The organism is Rathayibacter sp. PhB127 (genome assembly GCF_003751665.1).
Taxonomy (GTDB): domain Bacteria; phylum Actinomycetota; class Actinomycetes; order Actinomycetales; family Microbacteriaceae; genus Rathayibacter; species Rathayibacter festucae.
In genome coordinates this window covers 1-19266 of the sequence record NZ_RKHW01000006.1, presented here as the reverse complement: position 1 = coordinate 19266, position 19266 = coordinate 1, and the positions used below count along the sequence as shown (strand labels likewise).

The following is a 19266-nucleotide window of genomic DNA, read 5'->3' as shown; positions in this document are numbered from 1 at the left end:
CGTAGCGTCGAACACTATGAGCACCTCTTGGAAGCGCTGGGTCCCCGCCGCCGCCGTCCCCCTGGTCGTCGTCGCCGCGGCCGTCACCCTGCCCCTGTCCGCGAGCGCGGCCGGGGACCTCCCGGAGAAGTCCGCCGCCGACCTCCTGACCTTCGTCGCCGAGAGCGACACCACCGCCTTCTCGGGCGAGGTCCAGCAGACCTCCGCCCTCGGGCTCCCCGACCTCTCCGCGCTCGGCAGCACCGGCTCCGGTGCGCAGGGCTCGGACGACGCCTCGGCGACGAGCGCGCTGATGGAGCTCGCGACCGGCTCGCACCAGGCCCGCGTCTTCGTCGACGCCGAGCACGGCGCGCGCCTGCAGGTCCTCGACCGCCTCGCCGAGCGCGACGTCGTCGCCACGAAGGCCGACGGCGTCTGGATCTACGACTCCGCCGAGAACTCCGCGACCCACCTGCTGCCGCCCGCCGGCGACACGGCCGCTCCGCCGACCGAGGCTCCCGCCGGCGAGATCCCGACCCCGTCCTCGATCGCCGAGCAGCTGCTCGCCTCGATCGACCCGACCACCACCGTCGCCGTCGGCTCCGACGTCCGCGTCGCCGGCCGTGACGCCTACGAGCTCGTGCTCACCCCGCGCGACAGCAGCACCCTCGTCGGCTCGGTCACCGTCTCGATCGACGGCGAGACCGGCCTGCCCCTCGGCGTGGCCGTCACTCCCGTCGGAGGCACCGCGCCCGCCTTCAGCGTCGCCTACACGAGCATCGACGTCTCGGCGCCCGACGCCGCGATGTTCTCCTTCACGCCGCCCGTCGGCGCGGAGGTCACCGAGAAGGCCGCACCGACGCACGAGCAGGACGCGTCCACCGACGCCACCGACGTCCCGGCCGCGCCCGAGGGCGACTCCGGCGTCACCACCACCGGCACCGGCTGGGGCTCGATCGTCGAGCTGCCCGCCGGCGACGCCGAGTCGCTCGCCCAGCTGAACGCCGTGACCACGGCCGTCGACGGCGGCCGGGTGCTCTCCTCCGCGCTGTTCACGGTCCTCTTCACGGACGACGGACGCGTCCTCGCGGGCGCCGTCCCGGTCGACGCGCTGACCGCCGCCGCCGGTCGGTGACGACCGGAGAGCTCGCGGTTGAGACCCGGGGCCTCACCAAGCGCTTCGGGCGCCAGGAGGCGGTGTCGGGTCTCGACCTCGCCGTCCCGCGCGGCGCGGTCTTCGGCTTCCTCGGGCCCAACGGCTCGGGGAAGACCACGACCATCCGGATGCTCCTCGCCCTGGCCGCGCCGACCGAGGGCGACATCACCGTCCTCGGCACGGCGATGCCGCGCGGCGCCGCCGAGGTGCTGCCGCGGGTCGGCGCGCTCGTCGAGGGGCCGGGCTTCTATCCGTTCCTCTCCGGCCGTGCCAACCTCCGCCGCTTCGACGCGGCCGAGGCCGGCACCTCCGCGCGCACCCGCGACAGCCGGGCGGAGGAGGCGCTCGCCCGCGTCGGCCTCTCCGCCGCGGCCGGCAAGAAGGTGGGCTCGTACTCGCTCGGGATGAAGCAGCGCCTGGGCATCGCCGTCGCCCTGCTCTCGCCGCGCGACCTGATCGTGCTGGACGAGCCGACCAACGGGCTCGACCCGCAGGGCACCCGCGAGGTCCGCTCGCTCGTGCGCAGCCTCAACGCCGACGGCACGACGGTCCTCGTCTCCAGCCACCTGCTCGCCGAGATCGAGCAGCTCTGCACGCACGCCGCCGTGATGCGCACCGGACGCCTCGTCGCGCAGGGCGGGCTCGACGAGCTCCGCGGTGACGCGGCCTCGCTCGAGCTGCTCACGCCCGATGTCGTCGACGCGCAGCGCGCCCTCGTCGAGCTCGGGCTCGCGCCGCGGCTCGTCCCCGCCGAGCACCCGATCGATCCGCCGCTGGTGGTCGCCGCGATGCCCGCGAGCGCCGCCCCGGAGTCCGTGGTCGCGTCCCTCGTCACCGCGGGCGTCCGCGTGCGCGGCTTCTCCGTCCGCCGCCCCTCGCTCGAGGAGCGCTTCGTCCAGCTCACCGGGGAGGGCTTCGATGTCGAGCGCTGAGACCACCGAGACCGCCGCTGCCACCGGCGCCCCCGCCCGTCCGCGCCGGAGCATCGGCGTCGGCTCGCTGCTCGCCTCCGAGCTGGCCCTGCTCTTCCGCCGACGGCGCACCTGGGCGCTGCTCGCCGCCCTCGCGGCCATCCCGATCCTGCTGGCGGTCGCCGTGCGGCTGTCCGGCGGCGACGGCGGCGGCCCCTCGTTCGTCGGCGCGATCGCGGGCAACGGCCTGTTCACCGGCTTCGCGGCGATCACGGTCGCCGTCCCGCTCTTCCTGCCGCTGACCGTCGGCGTCGTCGCGGGCGACGCGATCGCGGGGGAGGCGTCGCTCGGCACCCTGCGCTACCTGCTGGTCAGCCCGGTCGGCCGGATCCGGCTGCTCGCGGTCAAGTTCGCCGCCGCGATCGCGTTCTGCCTCGCCGCGGCGCTGACCGTGATGGTCGTCGGCATCCTGATCGGCCTGGCGCTCTTCCCGGCCGGCCCGGTCACCCTGCTCTCGGGCACGACCGTCCCGCTCGCGGACGCCATCGGCCGCGCGCTCGCGATCGCGGTCTACGCGGCGCTCTCGCTGGTCGGCCTCGCGGCGATCGGGCTGTTCATCTCGACGCTCACCGACGTCCCGGTCGGCGCGATGGCCGCGACCGTCGTCGTCTCGATCGCGGCGCAGATCGTCGGCTCGCTCTCGCAGCTCGACGCCCTGCACCCGTTCCTGTTCACCGATCGCTGGTTCGACTTCGCCGACCTGCTGCGCGATCCGATCGCCTGGAGCTCGTTCGGCGAGAACGCGCTCCTGCAGCTCGCCTACGTCGCCGTCTTCGGCTCACTGGCGATCGCGCGCTTCACCACCCGCGACGTCCTGTCCTGAGCCGCACCGCCCACGGCGATCCGCCGCGGAACGACCGAGGCCGCCCGCCCGCTGCTGCGGGAAGGGCGGCCTCCGTCGTTGAACAGGCTGAGCGTCAGCCCTGCGGCGTGATGCCGAAGGTGACGGAGCCGCCCTCGTCCACCTGCGCGTCGAGCACCTTGTCGCCGAGGGCCACGGAGGCGGCGACGTCGAGGAAGACCCGCGCGCCGTCCTGCTCCACGACCGCATCGGTGGTCTCCGGGGCCGGCGCGACGGCGACGGCGAAGTTGCGGGCGTCGAGGTCGTCGCCGCTGATGCGGAGTCCACCCTCGACGGGGGTCTCGGTCTGACCGGTGATGGTCTTGACGACGGTGCTGGCGTTGTCGGTGAGCGTGAGCATCGGGTCGTTCCTTCCGTCCGTGATCGATGAGGGAGCCACGATGCCGAGATCATCGGCCCGTCTCAACCCGGAGCCGCGGACGTGGAGGGGATGCACACCTCCGCGCCCGTCGCAGCAAGCTGCGGCAAGTTTTGCCTTGACGCGGAAAGTTGCCGCAAGCTACCGTGGCCGTCACGCGCAGCAGCGCTCTCGACGACGAGAAGAGGACGACCCCGATGAGCTTCCCCGCCCGCCGCGTCACCCTCAGCGACGTCGCCGCGGCGACCGGCGTCTCCGTCGGCACCGTCTCGAAGGCGCTGAACAACCGCGGCCAGCTGAGCGGCGACACCCGCGGGCGGATCCTCGCCGCCGCCGCCGAGCTCGGCTTCGCGCTGCCGGCCGCCGCGAGCGGGCCGGCCCCGGAGCAGCGGGTGCTCACCATCGGCCTGGTGACCTCCGACGACATCGGCCGCTTCAGCATCCCGGTGATGTGGGGGCTCGAGGACGCCTTCCCCGCCGAGCAGGCCTCGGTGCTGCTGAGCAACTCCCGCGGCGACCGGGTCCGCGAGCGGCACTGCGTCGAGATCCTCGCGGCCCGCGGGGTCGACGCGATCGTGGTGATGACCAACCTCACCGGTCCGCGCCCGGCGCTGCCGGCGACCAGCGTGCCGATCGTCTACGTGATGGGCTCTTCCGACGACCCGGCCGACATGTCCGTCGTCGTCGACCAGACCCAGGGCATCCTGCTCGCTCTGGAGCACGTCGCCGCGCTCGGCCGCCGCGACATCGCCTACGTCGCCGGGCCCCGGCTCGACTACTCCGCCCGGATCCGCGCCGAGGCGGTCCAGGAGCACGCGCCCTCCTTCGGCCTGCGCCTGGTCGGCGACCGCTCGCTCTACGGCAACTGGACCGAGACCTGGGGCCGTCAGGCCGCGCAGATGCTGCGCCAGCGGGTCGAGCCGGTCGACGCGGTGCTCTGCGGCAGCGACGAGATCGCCCGCGGCGTCGCCGACGGCCTCCGCGAGGCCGGGGTCAGCGTCCCGCACGACGTCGCGATCGTCGGCTTCGACAACTGGGCCGCCGCGGCGATGAACTCCCGTCCTGCGCTGACCACGGTCGACATGAACCTCGAGGAGCTCGGCCGGGCGGCCGGCGCCCGCGCGCTGGAGGCGATCGACGGTCGTCCCCGGGCCGGGATCGAGGCGCACCCCTGCCAGCTGATCGTCCGCGACTCCACCTGATCCCGCGCTCACCCGCCCACCGCACGCACCCGACCGCCCGCTCCGACCGAACGACGAGGGATCGATGACGCACTCTCCTCTCCGCCTGCTCGACCCGCACCTGCCCGACCTGACCCGCCGCCGCGCGCTCGCCCTCGGCGGCGCGGGCCTCGCGGCCGCGCTCGGCCTGACCGGCTGCTCCGCCGTGCTGCCCGAGGCCGACGTCTCCGCGCCCTCGTTCGCCGCCGCCCCGAGCGGCACGATCCGCTTCTGGTGCCGGAGCGTCGCCTTCACGCCGGCCCAGCTGATCGTCGAGAAGTACCACGCGGCGCAGAGCGCGGTGCGGGTCGAGCTGACCGTGCTGCCCGAGGGACAGATGGTCACCAAGCTCGCGACGGCGATCCGCGCGGACGCCGTGCCCGACGTCGTCGCTCCCGACTCGGTCACCACCCCGGTCTTCAGCTCCCGCGAGGCGCTGACCGACCTCACCCCGCTGATCCAGGCGCTGCCCTACGCCGACCGCCTCAACCGGCCGCTGCTCGACGTCGCCTCCTACGACGGCAAGGTCTACGGCCTGCCCGCCCTCTCCAACGTGTCGCAGCTGTTCTGGAACAAGCGGCTCTACGAGCAGGCCGGCCTCGACCCGGAGCAGGGACCGACCGACTTCGACCAGTACCTGACCCACGCCCGGGCGCTGCAACAGCTCGACGGCGTCTCCGGGGTGACCTTCACCGGCAACTCCGCCGGCATCCTCGGCTACGTGATCCAGCCGCACTTCTGGGCCGAGGAGAGTCCCTTCTACGACGGCGTCGTCGGCCGCCAGCGCGCGACCGTCGCGGGCAACGAGCCGCTGCGGCGCACCCTGGAGCTCTACCGCACCTTCGAGCAGGAGGGCCTCGCCCAGCCCGGCGCCTCGGCCGACAGCGGCACGGCCTGGGGCAAGGACTTCCTGGACGGCACCGTCGGTCTCTTCCCCGGCTCCTACGACCTGATCGTCGGCGGAGCCACCCCCGAGTTCCTCGGCGACCTCGGCGTCAGCGCGTTCCCCGGCCCCGACGGCGGCGTCTCGCAGTTCTCCGGCGGCGCGGTGCTCTCGATCCCGCGCGGCGCGAGGAACCCCGAGGCGGCCTGGGACTTCATGCGCTTCGTCACCGAGCTGGAGCAGCAGTCCGAGCTCGCCGCGCTCGGCTGGTACCCGGTGCGCGACGACGTGCTCGAGACCGGCTTCGTCGACGCGTTCCCGCTGATGGTCCCCGGCATGAAGCGGATGAACGAGGGCTTCGCGGCCCCGACCACTCTGTACACCCAGCTCACCAACACCGTGCAGTCCCCGTGGCTCGCGATGTTCCGCGGCGCGGTCTTCGGCGACGACGACCTCGACGCGGTCCTCGACCGCGGCCAGGAGGAGACGGCCCGCGTCCTGGAGGTGAACCAGGCATGAGCGTCGCCCTCGGAAAGAAGGACGCCCGCACCGGGCTCCTGATGATCCTGCCCGCCCTCGTGCTCGTCGTGGTCTTCGTCGTCGTGCCGCTGCTCTTCGCGGTGGTGATCTCGGTGACGGACTGGCCGCTGGTCGGCACCGTCGGCTTCGTCGGGTTCGACAACTACGCGACCGCCTTCTCGGACACCACCTTCTGGGCCTCGGTCCTGTACACGCTCGGCTTCGCCGTCGTCTCGACGCTGCTCGGCATCGTCGTCGGCTACCTGCTCGCCGTGCTGGTGCGCTCGAACCGGCGCGGAGCGGGGATCATCCGCACCGCCGTCTTCGTGCCCTACGTGATCGGCCTCACCTCGCTGAGCTTCGTCGCGCTGCTCGAGTTCCGACCCGACAGCGGCGCGCTCGACCAGGTGCTGATGGCCGTCGGGCTGACCGATGCGCCCACCGCCTGGCTGCTCGACGCGACGAGCGCGACGACGCTGATCGTCCTCCTCGGCGCCTACGTCGGCTCCGGCTTCACGATGATCGTCCTGATGTCGGGCATGCAGGGCATCGACGACGCCCTCTACGAGTCCGCGGCGATCGACGGCGCGGGCCGCTGGAAGCAGGAGTTCCTGGTGACGGTGCCGCTGGTGAAGCGCTACCTCGGCCTGCTCAGCGTGCTCGGCTTCGTCGGCGCGATCCTCGCCTTCACCCAGTTCTACGTGATCACGGGCGGCGGGCCGGGCACCGGCACCCTCACCGTGATGCTCTACGTCTACAACAAGGCCTTCGGCGATCTGCAGGTCGGCTACGCGACCGCGCTGTCGTTCGTGGTCGTCGTCATCGCCGCCGCGCTGACGCTGCTCCAGTTCCGCGTGATGAAGGACGACTGATGCCCCCTCGCACTCCGACGCCCGTCCGGCCGCCGGCGCCCGCCGCCGCCCCGGTGCCGGCCCGTCGCCGCAGCACCCCCGCCGCCCGGCTCCGCACCGTCCTCTACGTCGTGCTCGGCACGCTGGTCTCGGTCGCGTTCGTCGCGCCGGTCGCCTGGTCGATCCTGCGCTCGTTCCAGCCCGGCGCGCAGATCGTCGCGCCCGCCGCCGAGCAGTCCTTCTCGGATCTGACCCTCGACAACTACACCGGCCTGCTCGGCTCGATCGGCGCGGGGACCTACATCGTCAACTCGCTGATCATCGCCCTCGGCACCGCTGTGCTCAGCGTGGTGGTGACCACCCTCGCGGCCTACGCGCTGGTGCTCTTCCCGTTCCGCGGCTCGAACGTCGCGTTCGGCCTGATCCTGCTGACGATGATGGTGCCGTTCCAGGCGGTGCTGACGCCGCTCTTCCTCGAGATGAACGCGCTCGGTCTGACCGACACGCACCTCGGGATCATCCTCTTCTACCTCACCTTCAACCTGCCGTTCGGGGTGTTCCTGATGCGCAACTCCTTCGCCCAGATCCCGCGCGAGGTGACCGAGGCCGCGCGGATCGACGGGGCCGGCCCGTTCCGCATCCTCTTCTCGGTGCTGCGGCCGATGATCGTCCCGGGCGTCGCGACGGTGTTCCTCTTCGCCTTCCTCGGCGCCTGGAGCGACTTCCTCGGCGCGCTGACCTTCCTCACCCGGCAGGACCTCTTCACGCTGCCGGTCGCCATCCAGAACATCTCCTCCGGCGCCTTCGGCCAGACCGACTTCGGCTACGTCATCGCCGGCGCGGTGCTGCTGATGATCCCGTGCCTGCTGCTCTACGCCGCCATCCAGAAGTACTACGTCCGCGGTCTCGTCGCGGGCGCCGTCAAGGGCTGAGAGGTCTCCCGTTGCCCCGCACCGCCCCCGCTGTCCGCCCGGTTCGCCGCTTCCCGCTGCGCTCCGTCCGCCTGCTGCCGAGCGCCTTCGCCGACGCCCAGGCCACGGGCATGCGCTACCTCCTCGCGCTCGACCCCGACCGCCTGCTCGCGCCGTTCCTGCGCGAGGCCGGCCTGCCCGCGGGGGAGGGCTACGGCAACTGGGAGTCGGACGGGCTGGACGGGCACGTCGGCGGGCACGCACTCTCGGCGAGCGCTCTGATGCTCGCGGCGACTGGCGACGAGGCCGCGCGCGAGCGGATGGAGACGCTCCTCGACGGGCTCGAGCGCGCCCAGGACGCGGTCGGCACCGGCTATCTCGGCGGTGTCCCCGGCGGTCGCGCGCTGGGCGAGGAGCTCGCCCGCGGCGAGGTCGACGCGGACCTGTTCACCCTCAACGGCCGGTGGGTGCCGCTCTACAACCTGCACAAGACGCTCTCGGGGCTGCTCGACGCCGCGTCCGCCGGCGGCTCGGAGCGGGCGCTCGCCATGGCCGTGCGGTTCGCGGACTGGTGGCTCGGAGTCTCCGCCGGGCTCGACGACGACGCCTTCGAGGCGATGCTGCACGCCGAGTTCGGCGGGATGAACGAGGCGTTCGCCGATCTCGCGGAGCAGGTGGCCGCCGCGGACCCCGGCGCCCCCGAGCGCGCCGCCGCCTACCGCGCCGAGGCCGCGCGCTTCTCGCACCGCGCGCTGCTCGACCCGCTGATCGAGCGGCGCGACGCGCTCGACGGGCTGCACGCGAACACCCAGATCCCGAAGGCGGTCGGCTACGCGCGCCTCGGCGGCGAGCAGCTGCCGGCCGCACGCTTCTTCTGGGAGCGGGTCACCGGCGAGCGCACCGTCGCGATCGGCGGCAACAGCGTGCGCGAGCACTTCCACCGCGCGAGCGACTTCACGCCGATGATCCTCGACCGCGAGGGCCCCGAGACCTGCAACACCGCCAACATGATCGAGCTGAGCGGCGTCCTCTTCGAGTCGGGCGGCGACGAGCGCTACCTCGACTACGTCGAGCGCGCGCAGTACAACCACCTGCTCTCCTCGCAGCACCCCGACGGCGGCTTCGTCTACTTCACGCCGCTGCGCCCGGCGCACTACCGGGTCTACTCCGCGCCGCACGAGGGCATGTGGTGCTGCGTCGGCACGGGGCTGGAGAACCACGCCCGCTACGGCGAGCTGGTCTACGCCCTCGTCGGCGACGAATCGCGCGACGGTGACCGTGCGCAGACCGGCGACGACCTGCTGATCGCCCTCTACCTGCCCTCGACCCTCGACGCCCCGGAGCACGGGCTGCGCGCGCGGATCGACACCGCCTTCCCGCAGGCGGACGACGCGACCATCACCGTGGACCTGGAGCGCGCCGGCGCCGTGCGGCTCCGCCGGCCGTCGTGGGCGGAGTCGATGACCGTGACGGTCGACGGCGCAGCGCTGGACACCGCGGCCGTCGAGGGCTTCGTCCGCACCGCCGTCCTGGAGCCCGGCCGCCACGAGATCCGGATCGTCCTCGCGCTCGGCTTCCGCGCCGAGCCGCTGCCCGACGGCTCCGCCTGGTCGGCGTTTTCCTACGGCCCGGTCGTGCTCGCGGCGCGGACCGACGACGCCGACCTCGACGGACTGATCGCCGACGGCCGGCGGATGGCGCACGTCGCCGCGGGCCCGCTCCGCGACCTCGCCGCGACCCCGGTCGTGACCGGGGGAGTCGGCGCCGTCGCCCTCCTCGACCGCGCGACCCTGACCGCCGAGCTCCGCACCGACGCCGGCCCGGTCCGCCTCGAGCCGTTCTCCGCACTGCACGACAGCCGCTACACGCTCTACTGGCCCACCGGCTCCGACGCCGCCGCGCGCCGGGCCGAGCTCGCCGCGCTCGACCGCGAGGCCGCCTCCGCAGCCGCGGTGATCGACTCCGTGACCGCGGGCGAGCAGCAGCCCGAGTCGGACCACGCCTTCGTCGGGCACCGCAGCCGCGCGGGCGGCGCCGACGGCGTGCACTGGCGCAGCGCCGAGGGCCCGGACGGCTGGTTCGGCTACACCCTCGTCGATCCGTCGCAGCGCGCCGCGGTGCTCCGCGTCCTGCTGCGCGACCGCGACGGCGGCGGCGAGCACGAGCTCCGGATCGACGGCCGCCCGCTGGGTGAGCCGCTCGCCGTCCGGACGCTCGACGACGCCGTCGAGGTGGAGTACGCGATCACCCCGTCGACGGGTGAGGACGGCGTCGTCGAGGTCACCCTGCACGCCGTCGGACCCGGGCCGACGGGAGCGCTGCTCGCGGTGTCCCTGCTGGCGGGGTCTGCGGCAGCGGGGGAGTAGGGCGATCCGGCGCGTCCGCGCCCTGCGAGACTGTCCGGATGCACCCCGCCGACGCCTGCCCGTGCGGAAGCCGCCGCCACTACGCCGACTGCTGCCGCCCCGCCCACCTCGGCGAGACGCCCTCGCCGATCGCGGAGCGCCTGATGCGCAGCCGCTACAGCGCGAACGTCCTCGGCAGCGCCGGCTACCTGCTGTCCAGCTGGCACCCGTCCACCCGCCCGAAGCGCGTCGACCTCGACGACGACGTCCGCTGGCGGCGCCTGCAGATCGTCGACACCTCGTTCGGCGGCGAGGACGACGCGGAGGGGCTCGTCGAGTTCCGCGCCTCCTACCGCTCGTCGGAGGGGTCGGGCCTCGTGCACGAGCGCAGCCGCTTCCTCCGTGAGGACGGCCGCTGGTACTACGTCGACGGCGAGCTCCTCGACGACGGATCCTGACCACCCCGGCCACTCGGAGCGCGAGCGGCCTACCCTGGGGAGATGGCCAAGGACTTCCGCCGGGCGGACCACGCGTCCCGCTACGAGCTGCATCAGGACGGCGCGCTCGTCGGCGTCCTCGACTTCCACGAGAACGACGAGAGCGTCTCGCTCGTGCGCTCCTTCACCTCGCCGCCGCACCGCGGCCAGGGGCTGGCCGGTGAGCTGGTCGCCTTCGCCGTCGACGACATCGAGGCGACGAGCGGCCGCAGCATCGTGCCGATGTGCTGGTACGTCGGGCAGTGGTTCGACCAGCACCCCGAGCGGGCGCACCTGCTCACCCGCGGCGCGCAGGCGTAGGCCGAGGCTCTAGGTCCTGACGATCGGCTCGACGCCGGCGAGGTCGGGCCCGAGCCCGATGTCCACGAGCCGGATCCGGCCGACGTAGGAGCGCGCGGGCTCGAGCAGCAGCCCCGCCTTGATCGCCCCGAAGGTCACGGTCACGTCGGCGGGCAGGACGGTCTCGTCCGGCACCGCGCCGTCGTCGGGCCCGATCCCGCTCGGCAGATCGACGGCGACCACGACGGGCGCGTCCTCGCGTCGTCCGAGCGCCTCGATCACCGTCGCCACCACCTCGCGCGGCCGCCCGCGCAGCGCGGGCTCCGCGGTGCCGATGCCGAGGATGCCGTCCACGATCACGTCCGCGCGGGCGACCGCCGCCGCGAGCGCGGCCGGGTCGTCGGCCGCGACGCGGCCGCAGCCGTCGTCCAGCGCGACGGCGAGTCCGCGCTGGTGCGCCCGGTCGGCGGTCAGCACGAGCGACACGTCGCTGCCGGAGGAGGAGATCTCGGCCGCCGCGTACAGGGCGTCCCCGCCGTTGTTCCCCGGCCCGACCAGCACGAGCACGCTGCCCGCGCCGCGCCGGTCCTTGCGCGCGCCGAGCGCGGCCCGCAGCTCGCGCGCGAGCCCGTCCGCTGCCCGCTGCATCAGCGGCTCTCGACGCGCCAGATGCGGCGCCTCGGCGGCCCGCACCTGCGCGGAGGAGTATCCCTCGGCCATCTCTCCACTGTGCGCCCCGCCGGCCCGCACAGCAACCCGCCACACCCGATTCGGAGCCCCACTCGAGGCGCAGGGTGTCCCAGCCCCAGTCGTGCTGGTCGAGTAGCCCCGCAGGAGCGTATCGAGACTGACGCTGGTGGATCTCGATACGCCCGCTCCGCGGGGTACTCGATCAGCATGGAGAGAGCCCTGCTTGCAGAGCCAACGGACGGCGTCCCGCCGCATGCTGGTCGAGCAGCCCGCAGGGCGAATCGAGACCCGCCCGCCGCGACCCGCCGCCGCACTCAGCCCGCCTGTACCGCCCGATCCGCCTCCTCGACGATCGCGCGCATCGCCGCCTCCGCCGCCTCGCCGTCGCCCTCCGCCACCGCGGCGGCGACCGCCTGGTGGAGCCCCACCGCCTCCGAGTCCGCCTCCCGCGGCATCAGCGCGTGCCGAGTCCGCCCCGCGAGCACCTCCGCGACGAGATCGCCCAGCTGCGCGAGCAGCGGATTCCCGGACGCGGCCAGCAGCGTCTGGTGGAAGGCGGTGTCGGCGGCGAGATACGCCTCCCGATCGGCCGCCCGCGCGTGCTCGGACATCCCGCCCGCCGCCGCCACGAGCGCCGCCCTCTGCTCGCTCGACGCGTGCTCCGCCGCGAGCCGCGCCGCCAGCGGCTCCACGCCGAGGCGCAGCTGGCTCAGCCGGTGCAGCTGCGCCTGCCGGTCCGGCCCGTCGAGGCTCCAGCCGATCACCCGCGGATCCAGCGCGTTCCAGCACTCCGGCGGCTGCACCCGCGTCCCCGCCCGCCGCCGTGAGACCACCAGCCCGAGCGACTCCAGCACCCGCACCGCCTCGCGCATCACCGAGCGGGAGACCCCGCGGCGCTCGGCCCGGTCGTCCGCGCTGAAGGCGCTCCCGGGGGCCAGCGCGCCCTGCACGATCTGCGCCCCGAGCTCGTCGAGCACCGCCTCGTGCAGCGAGCGCGGTTCGTCCATGCCCTCAGTATTCCGGCGCACGCCTCGCCCGACCAGCTATTCGTCGGACATAATCGAGGTCATGACCGCATCGGCCAGTCCCTCCGCCACCCCCGTCCGCGCCCTCGTCGTCATGGGCGTCTCCGGCAGTGGCAAGTCCACGATCGCCACCCTGCTCGCCGACCGCCTCGGCTGGACCTTCGTCGAGGGCGACGAGCTCCACCCCGCTGCGAACGTCGCGAAGATGGCCGAGGGCGTCCCGCTCGACGACGAGGACCGCGCCCCCTGGCTGGCGACGATCGCGGCCCGCGTGGACGCCCTCGTGAGCGGCGGCGACTCCGTCGTCGTCACCTGCTCCGCCCTGCGGCGGCGCTACCGCGACGTGCTCCGCCGCGACGACCTGGTCTTCGTGCACCTCGCCGGCACCCGAGAGCTCATCGCCGACCGCCTCGGCGCGCGCACCGGCCACTTCATGCCGCCCGCCCTGCTCGACTCGCAGTTCGAGGCCCTCGAGCCGCTCGGCGACGACGAGCGGCACGTCACCGTCGACCTCGCGGCTGCTCCCGAGGACGAGATCGCGCAGATCGTCGAGGCCCTGGGCCTGCAGGCCGCCTAGCCCAGCAGCGCCTCGAGGCTCGCCGCCGGCAGCCCGAACGCCTCGGCGACCGCCGCGTTCACGACCTGCCCGTCGTGCGTGCTGAGCCCCTTCGCGAGCGCCGGATCCGCCGCGAGCGCCGCCTTCCAGCCCCGGTCCGCCAGCGCGACGACGTAGGGGAGCGTCGCGTTCGTCAGCGCACGCGTCGACGTCTCCGGCACCGCGCCGGGCATGTTGGCGACGCAGTAGTAGACGCTGTCGTGCACCGCGAAGACCGGGTCGTCGTGCGTCGTCGGCCTCGATCCCTCGAAGCAGCCGCCCTGGTCGATCGCGATGTCGACCAGCACCGAGCCGGGCTTCATCGTCGCCACCATCTCGTCCGTGACGAGCTTCGGCGCCCGCGCGCCCGGGATGAGCACCGACCCGATCACCAGGTCCGCCTCCGCCATCTGCGCCGCGATCTCGTAGGTCGAGGACGCGCGCGTCTGGATCCGCCCGTCGAAGCGCGCCTCGAGCTCGCGCAGCCGCGGGATCGACAGGTCCACCACGGTCACGTCGGCGCCCATGCCGAGCGCGTTCGCCGCCGCGTGCTCGCCGGCCACGCCGCCGCCGATCACCACGACCTTGGCCTTCGGCGTCCCGGGCACTCCGCCGAGGAGGGTGCCGCGCCCGCCGGCCGCCCGCATCAGGTGGTAGCCGCCGACGGTGATCGAGAGCCGCCCGGCGACCTCGCTCATCGGCGAGAGGAGGGGCAGGTGGCGATCGGGCAGCTGCACGGTCTCGTAGGCGATCGCGGTGGTGCCGGCGGACAGCAGCGCGTCGGTGCACGCGCGCGAGGCGGCGAGGTGCAGGTAGGTGAAGAGGATCTGCCCGGAGCGCATCCGCGGGTACTCCGCCTCAATCGGCTCCTTGACCTTGACCACCAGGTCGGCCTCGCCCCAGACCTCCTCCGGCCCCGCGACGATGCGGGCGCCGGCGGCGGCGAAGTCCTCGTCCGAGACCCGCGAACCGAGCCCGGCGCCCGCCTCGACCAGCACCTCGTGCCCGCGTCGCACCAGCTCGTGCACTCCGGCGGGCGTCGCGGCCACGCGGTTCTCGTTGTTCTTGATCTCGGTGGGGATGCCGATGCGCATGACTGCTCCTTCGCGGTGGACTGCCCCTATCGTGCGAAGATCGTGTTTCGAACGGGAGAACATCCGCAGGATCGCCGAGAATCGTGATGTTCGCCGCAGGATCTGCGATCAGAAGGAGCCGTGCCGCCATGAGACCGCAGGATCTGCACGACCTCGGCGACCTCGATCCGATCGACCGCACCCTCGTCCGCCTGCTCCGCGCCGACGCCCGCACGCCGAACAGCCGCCTCGCCGAGCGGGCGGGGATCGCGCCCTCCACCTGCGTCTCGCGGGTGCGCTCCCTCGTGGAGCGCGGCATCATCACCGGCTTCACCGCCGAGCTCGACCCCGCGGCCCTCGGGCTGACCCTGCAGGCACTGATCAGCGTCAACATCCGCGCCGGTCAGCGGCAGGCGATCACCCGGTTCGCCGAGGAGATCCGCGCGCTGCCCGAGGTCGTGCAGCTGTTCTTCCTCGGCGGCTCGGAGGACTTCCTCCTCCACGTCGCCGTGCGCGACTCGAACGACATCCGCGACTTCGTGGTGTCGAACCTCTCGGCGCATCCGGCGGTCGCCTCGACCCGGACGAGCCTGGTCTTCGATCACCACCGGAAGGGGCCGGCGCTGCCGGAGTGACGCGGTGCGCTCAGTGCGCTCCGGGATTCGGTGCGCGCCGGGACTCAGTGCGCGCCGTGCCTCGGTGTGCGTGGGACTCAGTGCGCGCCGGGGCTCAGGTCGCCGCCACCGCGCTGCGTGAGCCCGGGGATCCGCCGCGCGAGCCCGGCGATGTGCTCCTCCGCGATCTCGATGCGGGTGTCGCGCAGGCGCTGGCGCAGCAGGGCCTCGACGTCCTCCTCCGGCCGGAGCTCGGCATCGCCGGCGACCTGCAGCAGGATGCCGCGGAGCTTCTCGTCCAGGGGTGCGTCGTCGCTGCCGTGCTGAATCGGGTGGTCCTGCGATGCGTTCGTCATGTCCCCATGCTGCCACCGTCCGCGCGGCCCGCACGGCAGGATGGCCGCATGCCGTTCTCCCGCGCCGAGCTCGCCTCGTACCGCGACCGCACCGTCGAGGACCTGCTCGACGGCGACGTCCGCCTCCTCTTCGTCGGCATCAACCCCGGCCTCTGGACGGCCGCGACCGGCGCGCACTTCGCGCACCCGGGCAACCGCTTCTACCCGGCCCTCGCCGCCGCCGGGATCCTCGACCGCGTGCTCCGCGTCTCGGAGGGGATGACCGCCGAGGACCGCCGCGCCCTCACCGACCGCGGCGTCGGCATCACCAACCTCGCGCCCCGCGCCACCGCCCGCGCCGACGAGCTCACGCCGGAGGAGCTGCGCGCCGGCGCCGAGCGCCTGGTCCGCACCGTCGAGCGCGTCCGCCCCGCCGCCGTCGCGATGGTCGGCATCACCGCCTACCGCGCCGCCTTCGGTCGGACCAAGGCGCGCCAGGGCCGGCAGGAGGAGCCGATCGCCGGCGCCCCGCTCTGGGTCCTTCCCAATCCCAGCGGTCTGAACGCGCACGACACCGTCACGTCGCTCGGGCTGGCCTACCGCGAGCCGGCCGTCGCCGCCGGAATAGTCCCCGACCCTCGGAGGTTGCAAAGTCCATGAGTACGCATGAAATCAAGTTCGGTGTCGACACCTTCGGCGACGTCACGGCCGCGGCCGACGGCACGCTCCTCTCGCACGGCCAGGTCCTGCGCGACGTGGTGGAGGAGGGCGTCCTCGCCGACGAGGTCGGCCTCGACTTCTTCGGCGTCGGCGAGCACCACCGCGCCGACTTCGCCGTCAGCGCCCCGGACGTCGTGCTCGCCGCGATCGCCGCGAAGACCGAGCGCATCCACCTCGGCTCCGCGGTCACCGTCCTCTCCTCCGACGACCCCGTGCGCGTCTACCAGCGCTTCGCCACCCTCGACGGCCTCTCGAACGGCCGCGCCGAGGTCATCCTCGGCCGCGGCTCCTTCACCGAGTCCTTCCCGCTCTTCGGCCTCGACCTCTCCCAGTACGAGGTCCTCTTCGAGGAGAAGCTGGAGCTGTTCCACGAGCTCGTGCAGGGCGGCCCGGTCACCTGGCAGGGCACGGTCCGCCCGGCCCTGACCGAGCAGAGCGTCTACCCGACGATGGAGGGCGACCGCCGCCTGCGCACCTGGATCGGCGTCGGCGGCAGCCCCGAGTCGGTCGTCCGCGCCGCGCGCTTCGGCTTCCCGCTGGTCCTGGCGATCATCGGCGGTGCTCCCGCCCGCTTCCGCCCCTACGTCGACCTCTTCGGCCGCGCCCTCGACCAGCTCGAGCAGCCGCGCCTGCCCGTCGCCGTGCACTCGCCCGGCTTCATCGCCGACACCGACGAGGAGGCGCACGAGCTGTACTTCGGCCACTACAAGGGCATGCTCGACTCGATCGGCCGTGAGCGCGGCTGGGCCCCGCTCACCCGCGAGCGCTTCGCCGAGGAGGCGGGCCCCGAGGGCGCCCTGCACCTCGGCTCTCCCGAGACGGTCGCCCGGAAGATCGCGAACACGGTCGGAGCCCTGGGCATCGACCGCTTCGACCTCAAGTACAGCGCAGGCACCCTGCCGCACGCCGCGATCATGCGGAACATCGAGCTCTACGGCACCCAGGTGATCCCGCGCGTCCGCGAGCTGCTCGCGGACCGCTGACCCGGGTCCGGACGCCGACCCGCGCCCGGGCGCCGTGGAGCGAGCGCACTGCGCGCTCCCACCGGGCGCCCGGGCGGCGTCGATATGCTCGGAGACCGGGCGTTCACCCGCCGCCCCCGACCCTCCGGAAGCACATGCCAGACAGCCACGCCGCCCGCACCCCCTACGAGGTGCTGGGCGTCCCCGCGAGCGCGTCGGAGGACGAGCTCAAGCGCGCCTACCGCCGCCTGCTCCGCGAGACCCACCCGGACACCGGGGGAGACGCGGCCTCGTTCCACGCCGTGCAGGTCGCCTGGGAGCGGATCGGCAGCGCCGGCGCCCGCGTCGACTACGACCGCGGAGCGCCCGCCCCCGGAGCCTCCTCGCACGCCCCGTACACCGGCTCACCCCGCCAGCAGACGGCGTCCTCGGTGCGTGCCCGCTCCTACGGCCACCCGGGCGGCGCCGCCCGCGAGTACTACCTCCGCCTCGTCCGCGAGTGGGTCGGCCGCGGCGTCGAGATCGACGACCCCTTCGACCCCGCGCTGGTGCGCTCCGCCCCCCGCGAGGTCCGCTCCTGGCTGGCCAAGGCCCACGCAGAGGAGGCGACGGCCTCCCTGGTCGGCGCCCTCGGCATCGCCTTCACGATCTGGAACGACGTCGCGGTCGGCGACGGCGGCGTCAAGATCGACCACCTGGTGCTCGGCCCGTCCGGCCTCCTCGCCCTGACCTCGGCCGACTGGGGCGAGCCCGTCCGCCTGCGCAAGGGCGAGGTCGAGGGTGTGGGCCTGGCCGAGGACGAGAAGCCGCTCGCCTCGCTCTCGAAGGCCGCCCGCCGCCTCGGCCGCGAGCTCGGCGTGCGCTTCTCCGCGAGCGTGATCGTCGTCCCCGACGACGCGCTCGAGCAGCCCTACGAGCAGGTCGAGCGCGGTCGCCACGCGGGCGACGTGCTCATCCGCCGCTCCCTCCTCCCGCAGCTGCTGCGCTCCGGCACCGACGACCCGCGCCTCGGCGGCTACGGCGAGTCCTTCGAGGTCCGCACCCGCGTCCAGAACCGCGTCCGCTTCGTCTGACGCGCGGCGCCGCTAGCCCGCCTCCGCCCGGCGGGCAAGGGGCTGTCGGCGCCACCCGTCCCCGCCCGACGATGGAGCCGAACGATGGACGCCTGCCCTCCGGCACGGCGACGACGACGAGCGGAACGAGGCGGACGATGGTGCGATTCGGCTACACCCTGATGACCGAGCAGAGCGGCCCGAAGCAGCTGGTGGGCTACGCGGTCGATGCCGAGAGGCACGGCTTCGAGTTCGCGGTCTCGAGCGATCACTACTCGCCCTGGCTGACCGAGCAGGGGCACGCCTCCTACGCCTGGACGATGCTCGGCGCGGTCGCGCAGGCGACCTCGACCATCGAGCTCGCCACCTACGTGACGGCGCCGACCATCCGCTACCACCCCGCCGTGATCGCGCAGAAGGCGGCGACCCTCGCGATCCTCTCCGACGACCGCTTCCTCCTCGGCCTCGGCTCGGGCGAGAACCTGAACGAGCACGTGGTCGGCGAGGGCTGGCCCGCCGTCTCCGCGCGCCAGGACATGCTCGAGGAGGCGGTGCACATCATCCGCGCGCTGCACACCGGCGAGCTGGTCACCTGGGAGGGCGACTACTTCCGCGTCGACTCCGCCCGGATCTGGGACCTCCCCGACAAGCCCGTGCCGATCGGCCTCGCCGTCTCGGGCGAGAAGTCGATCGAGCGCTTCGCCCCGCTCGGCGACCACCTGATCACCACCGAGCCCGAGGCCGAGCTGGTCTCGCAGTGGACCGCCGTCCGCGGTGCCGACGCCGCTCCGTCGCGCTCGATCGGGCAGATCCCGATCTGCTGGGCGCCGGACAAGGAGCAGGGGATCGCCCTGGCGCACGAGCAGTTCCGCTGGTTCGCCGGCGGCTGGTCCGTCAACGCCGACCTGCCCACCCCGGCCGGCTTCGCGGGCGCCAGCCAATTCGTGCGCCCGGAGGACGTCGCCGAGTCGATCGCCTGCGGCCCCGACCTCGACGAGCTCGCGCAGAGCGTCGTCCCCTTCATCGAGGCCGGCTTCACCGACATCGCCTTCGTCCAGGTCGGTGACGCCCTGCAGCAGCGCTTCCTCGACGAGGTCGCCGAGGACCTCCTCGAGCGGGCACGCGCGCTCGCTCCCTGAGCGCCGCGGCTCCCTCTCCCCGCTGATCGAGCAGCCCGCGGAGCGGGCGTCTTCATGCTGATCGAGTAGCTCGCGGAGCGGGCGTATCGAGATCCACCCTGCTTCCGAACTGCAGGTCTCGATACGCCGCTGCGCGGCTACTCGACATTGAGAATGGTGGTGTGGCGCGGGAGGGTGTCTGACCTTCTACTCGACGGACCGCCTCGCGGGGTGTGTCCACTGCTGGATCT

21 protein-coding genes are annotated in these 19266 nt (G+C 73.5%); 16 read left to right on the top strand and 5 right to left on the bottom strand.

The features are described from left to right. The first annotated feature begins 16 nt into the window (after positions 1 to 16). The 3 genes from EDF22_RS19845 to EDF22_RS19835 are packed head-to-tail and all read left to right on the top strand — an operon-like array spanning position 17 to position 2929. Complete coding sequence (locus EDF22_RS19845; RefSeq protein WP_123706550.1) at positions 17 to 1114, top strand: hypothetical protein; 1098 nt, start codon at positions 17 to 19, stop codon at positions 1112 to 1114. After that, complete coding sequence (locus tag EDF22_RS19840; protein WP_123706549.1) at positions 1111 to 2067, top strand: ABC transporter ATP-binding protein; 957 nt, start codon at positions 1111 to 1113, stop codon at positions 2065 to 2067. The genes EDF22_RS19845 and EDF22_RS19840 overlap by 4 nt, the downstream gene beginning before the upstream one ends. Further along, a complete protein-coding gene (locus EDF22_RS19835) occupies positions 2054 to 2929 on the top strand; it encodes an ABC transporter permease (RefSeq protein WP_123706548.1) in 876 nt (291 codons plus the stop codon). Before EDF22_RS19840 ends, EDF22_RS19835 begins: the two co-directional genes overlap by 14 nt. A 94-nt stretch (positions 2930 to 3023) precedes the next feature. Here the strand turns inward: EDF22_RS19835 and EDF22_RS19830 are convergent, their stop codons facing one another. Continuing rightward, positions 3024 to 3308, bottom strand: a complete 285-nt coding sequence (locus EDF22_RS19830) for a hypothetical protein (RefSeq protein ID WP_123446096.1) — start codon at positions 3306 to 3308, stop codon at positions 3024 to 3026. A 215-nt stretch (positions 3309 to 3523) separates the two neighbouring features. Here EDF22_RS19830 and EDF22_RS19825 point away from each other — a divergent pair, with 215 nt between their 5' ends. From EDF22_RS19825 to EDF22_RS19795, 7 genes are all read left to right on the top strand, one after another. Then, positions 3524 to 4528: a LacI family DNA-binding transcriptional regulator gene (locus tag EDF22_RS19825; protein ID WP_148059253.1), complete on the top strand. Its 1005-nt coding sequence runs from the start codon at positions 3524 to 3526 to the stop codon at positions 4526 to 4528. Positions 4529 to 4592: 64 nt separating this feature from the next. Then, positions 4593 to 5948 (top strand): ABC transporter substrate-binding protein, encoded by a 1356-nt coding sequence (locus EDF22_RS19820; protein WP_123706546.1) that lies wholly within the window; start codon positions 4593 to 4595, stop codon positions 5946 to 5948. Then, a complete protein-coding gene (locus tag EDF22_RS19815) occupies positions 5945 to 6820 on the top strand; it encodes a carbohydrate ABC transporter permease (protein ID WP_123706545.1) in 876 nt (291 codons plus the stop codon). Before EDF22_RS19820 ends, EDF22_RS19815 begins: the two co-directional genes overlap by 4 nt. Next, the gene (locus tag EDF22_RS19810; RefSeq protein WP_123706544.1) at positions 6820 to 7731 is read left to right on the top strand and encodes a carbohydrate ABC transporter permease; all 912 of its coding nucleotides are present in this window, start codon (positions 6820 to 6822) and stop codon (positions 7729 to 7731) included. Before EDF22_RS19815 ends, EDF22_RS19810 begins: the two co-directional genes overlap by 1 nt. Before the next feature lie 11 nt (positions 7732 to 7742). Then, complete coding sequence (locus EDF22_RS19805) at positions 7743 to 10076, top strand: glycoside hydrolase family 127 protein (RefSeq protein WP_260303579.1); 2334 nt, start codon at positions 7743 to 7745, stop codon at positions 10074 to 10076. A gap of 38 nt (positions 10077 to 10114) precedes the next feature. Then, complete coding sequence (locus EDF22_RS19800) at positions 10115 to 10513, top strand: YchJ family protein (protein WP_123706543.1); 399 nt, start codon at positions 10115 to 10117, stop codon at positions 10511 to 10513. Positions 10514 to 10555: 42 nt separating this feature from the next. Further along, positions 10556 to 10852 (top strand): GNAT family N-acetyltransferase, encoded by a 297-nt coding sequence (locus EDF22_RS19795; RefSeq protein WP_123706542.1) that lies wholly within the window; start codon positions 10556 to 10558, stop codon positions 10850 to 10852. Positions 10853 to 10861: 9 nt separating this feature from the next. Here EDF22_RS19795 and EDF22_RS19790 read toward each other — a convergent pair whose 3' ends face one another. Beyond that, on the bottom strand, positions 10862 to 11551 hold the full coding sequence (locus EDF22_RS19790; RefSeq protein WP_123706541.1) for an NAD(P)H-hydrate epimerase: 690 nt from the start codon (positions 11549 to 11551) through the stop codon (positions 10862 to 10864). Between the two features lie 284 nt (positions 11552 to 11835). Then, positions 11836 to 12528, bottom strand: a complete 693-nt coding sequence (locus EDF22_RS19785) for a FadR/GntR family transcriptional regulator (protein WP_123706540.1) — start codon at positions 12526 to 12528, stop codon at positions 11836 to 11838. A gap of 61 nt (positions 12529 to 12589) precedes the next feature. Here EDF22_RS19785 and EDF22_RS19780 point away from each other — a divergent pair, with 61 nt between their 5' ends. Continuing rightward, complete coding sequence (locus tag EDF22_RS19780) at positions 12590 to 13123, top strand: gluconokinase (RefSeq protein ID WP_123706539.1); 534 nt, start codon at positions 12590 to 12592, stop codon at positions 13121 to 13123. Here the strand turns inward: EDF22_RS19780 and ald are convergent. Continuing rightward, a complete protein-coding gene (gene ald, locus EDF22_RS19775; RefSeq protein WP_123706538.1) occupies positions 13120 to 14235 on the bottom strand; it encodes an alanine dehydrogenase in 1116 nt (371 codons plus the stop codon). The genes EDF22_RS19780 and ald overlap by 4 nt on opposite strands. Before the next feature lie 128 nt (positions 14236 to 14363). On the opposite strand from ald, the gene EDF22_RS19770 reads away from it, so the two are divergent. Further along, positions 14364 to 14849, top strand: coding sequence for an Lrp/AsnC family transcriptional regulator (locus EDF22_RS19770; RefSeq protein ID WP_260303578.1), 486 nt, complete (start codon positions 14364 to 14366; stop codon positions 14847 to 14849). A 77-nt stretch (positions 14850 to 14926) separates the two neighbouring features. On the opposite strand, the gene EDF22_RS19765 is transcribed toward EDF22_RS19770, so the two are convergent. Then, positions 14927 to 15184: a hypothetical protein gene (locus EDF22_RS19765; RefSeq protein WP_123446108.1), complete on the bottom strand. Its 258-nt coding sequence runs from the start codon at positions 15182 to 15184 to the stop codon at positions 14927 to 14929. Between the two features lie 48 nt (positions 15185 to 15232). Between EDF22_RS19765 and EDF22_RS19760 the strand changes: the two genes are divergently transcribed. From EDF22_RS19760 to EDF22_RS19745, 4 genes are all read left to right on the top strand, one after another. Then, positions 15233 to 15823: a mismatch-specific DNA-glycosylase gene (locus EDF22_RS19760; RefSeq protein ID WP_123706536.1), complete on the top strand. Its 591-nt coding sequence runs from the start codon at positions 15233 to 15235 to the stop codon at positions 15821 to 15823. Next, positions 15820 to 16866, top strand: coding sequence for an LLM class flavin-dependent oxidoreductase (locus EDF22_RS19755; protein ID WP_123706535.1), 1047 nt, complete (start codon positions 15820 to 15822; stop codon positions 16864 to 16866). The genes EDF22_RS19760 and EDF22_RS19755 overlap by 4 nt, the downstream gene beginning before the upstream one ends. A 134-nt stretch (positions 16867 to 17000) precedes the next feature. Further along, positions 17001 to 17918, top strand: a complete 918-nt coding sequence (locus tag EDF22_RS19750; RefSeq protein WP_123706534.1) for a J domain-containing protein — start codon at positions 17001 to 17003, stop codon at positions 17916 to 17918. Between the two features lie 137 nt (positions 17919 to 18055). Continuing rightward, positions 18056 to 19036: a TIGR03557 family F420-dependent LLM class oxidoreductase gene (locus EDF22_RS19745; RefSeq protein WP_123706533.1), complete on the top strand. Its 981-nt coding sequence runs from the start codon at positions 18056 to 18058 to the stop codon at positions 19034 to 19036. Positions 19037 to 19266: the final 230 nt, after the last annotated feature.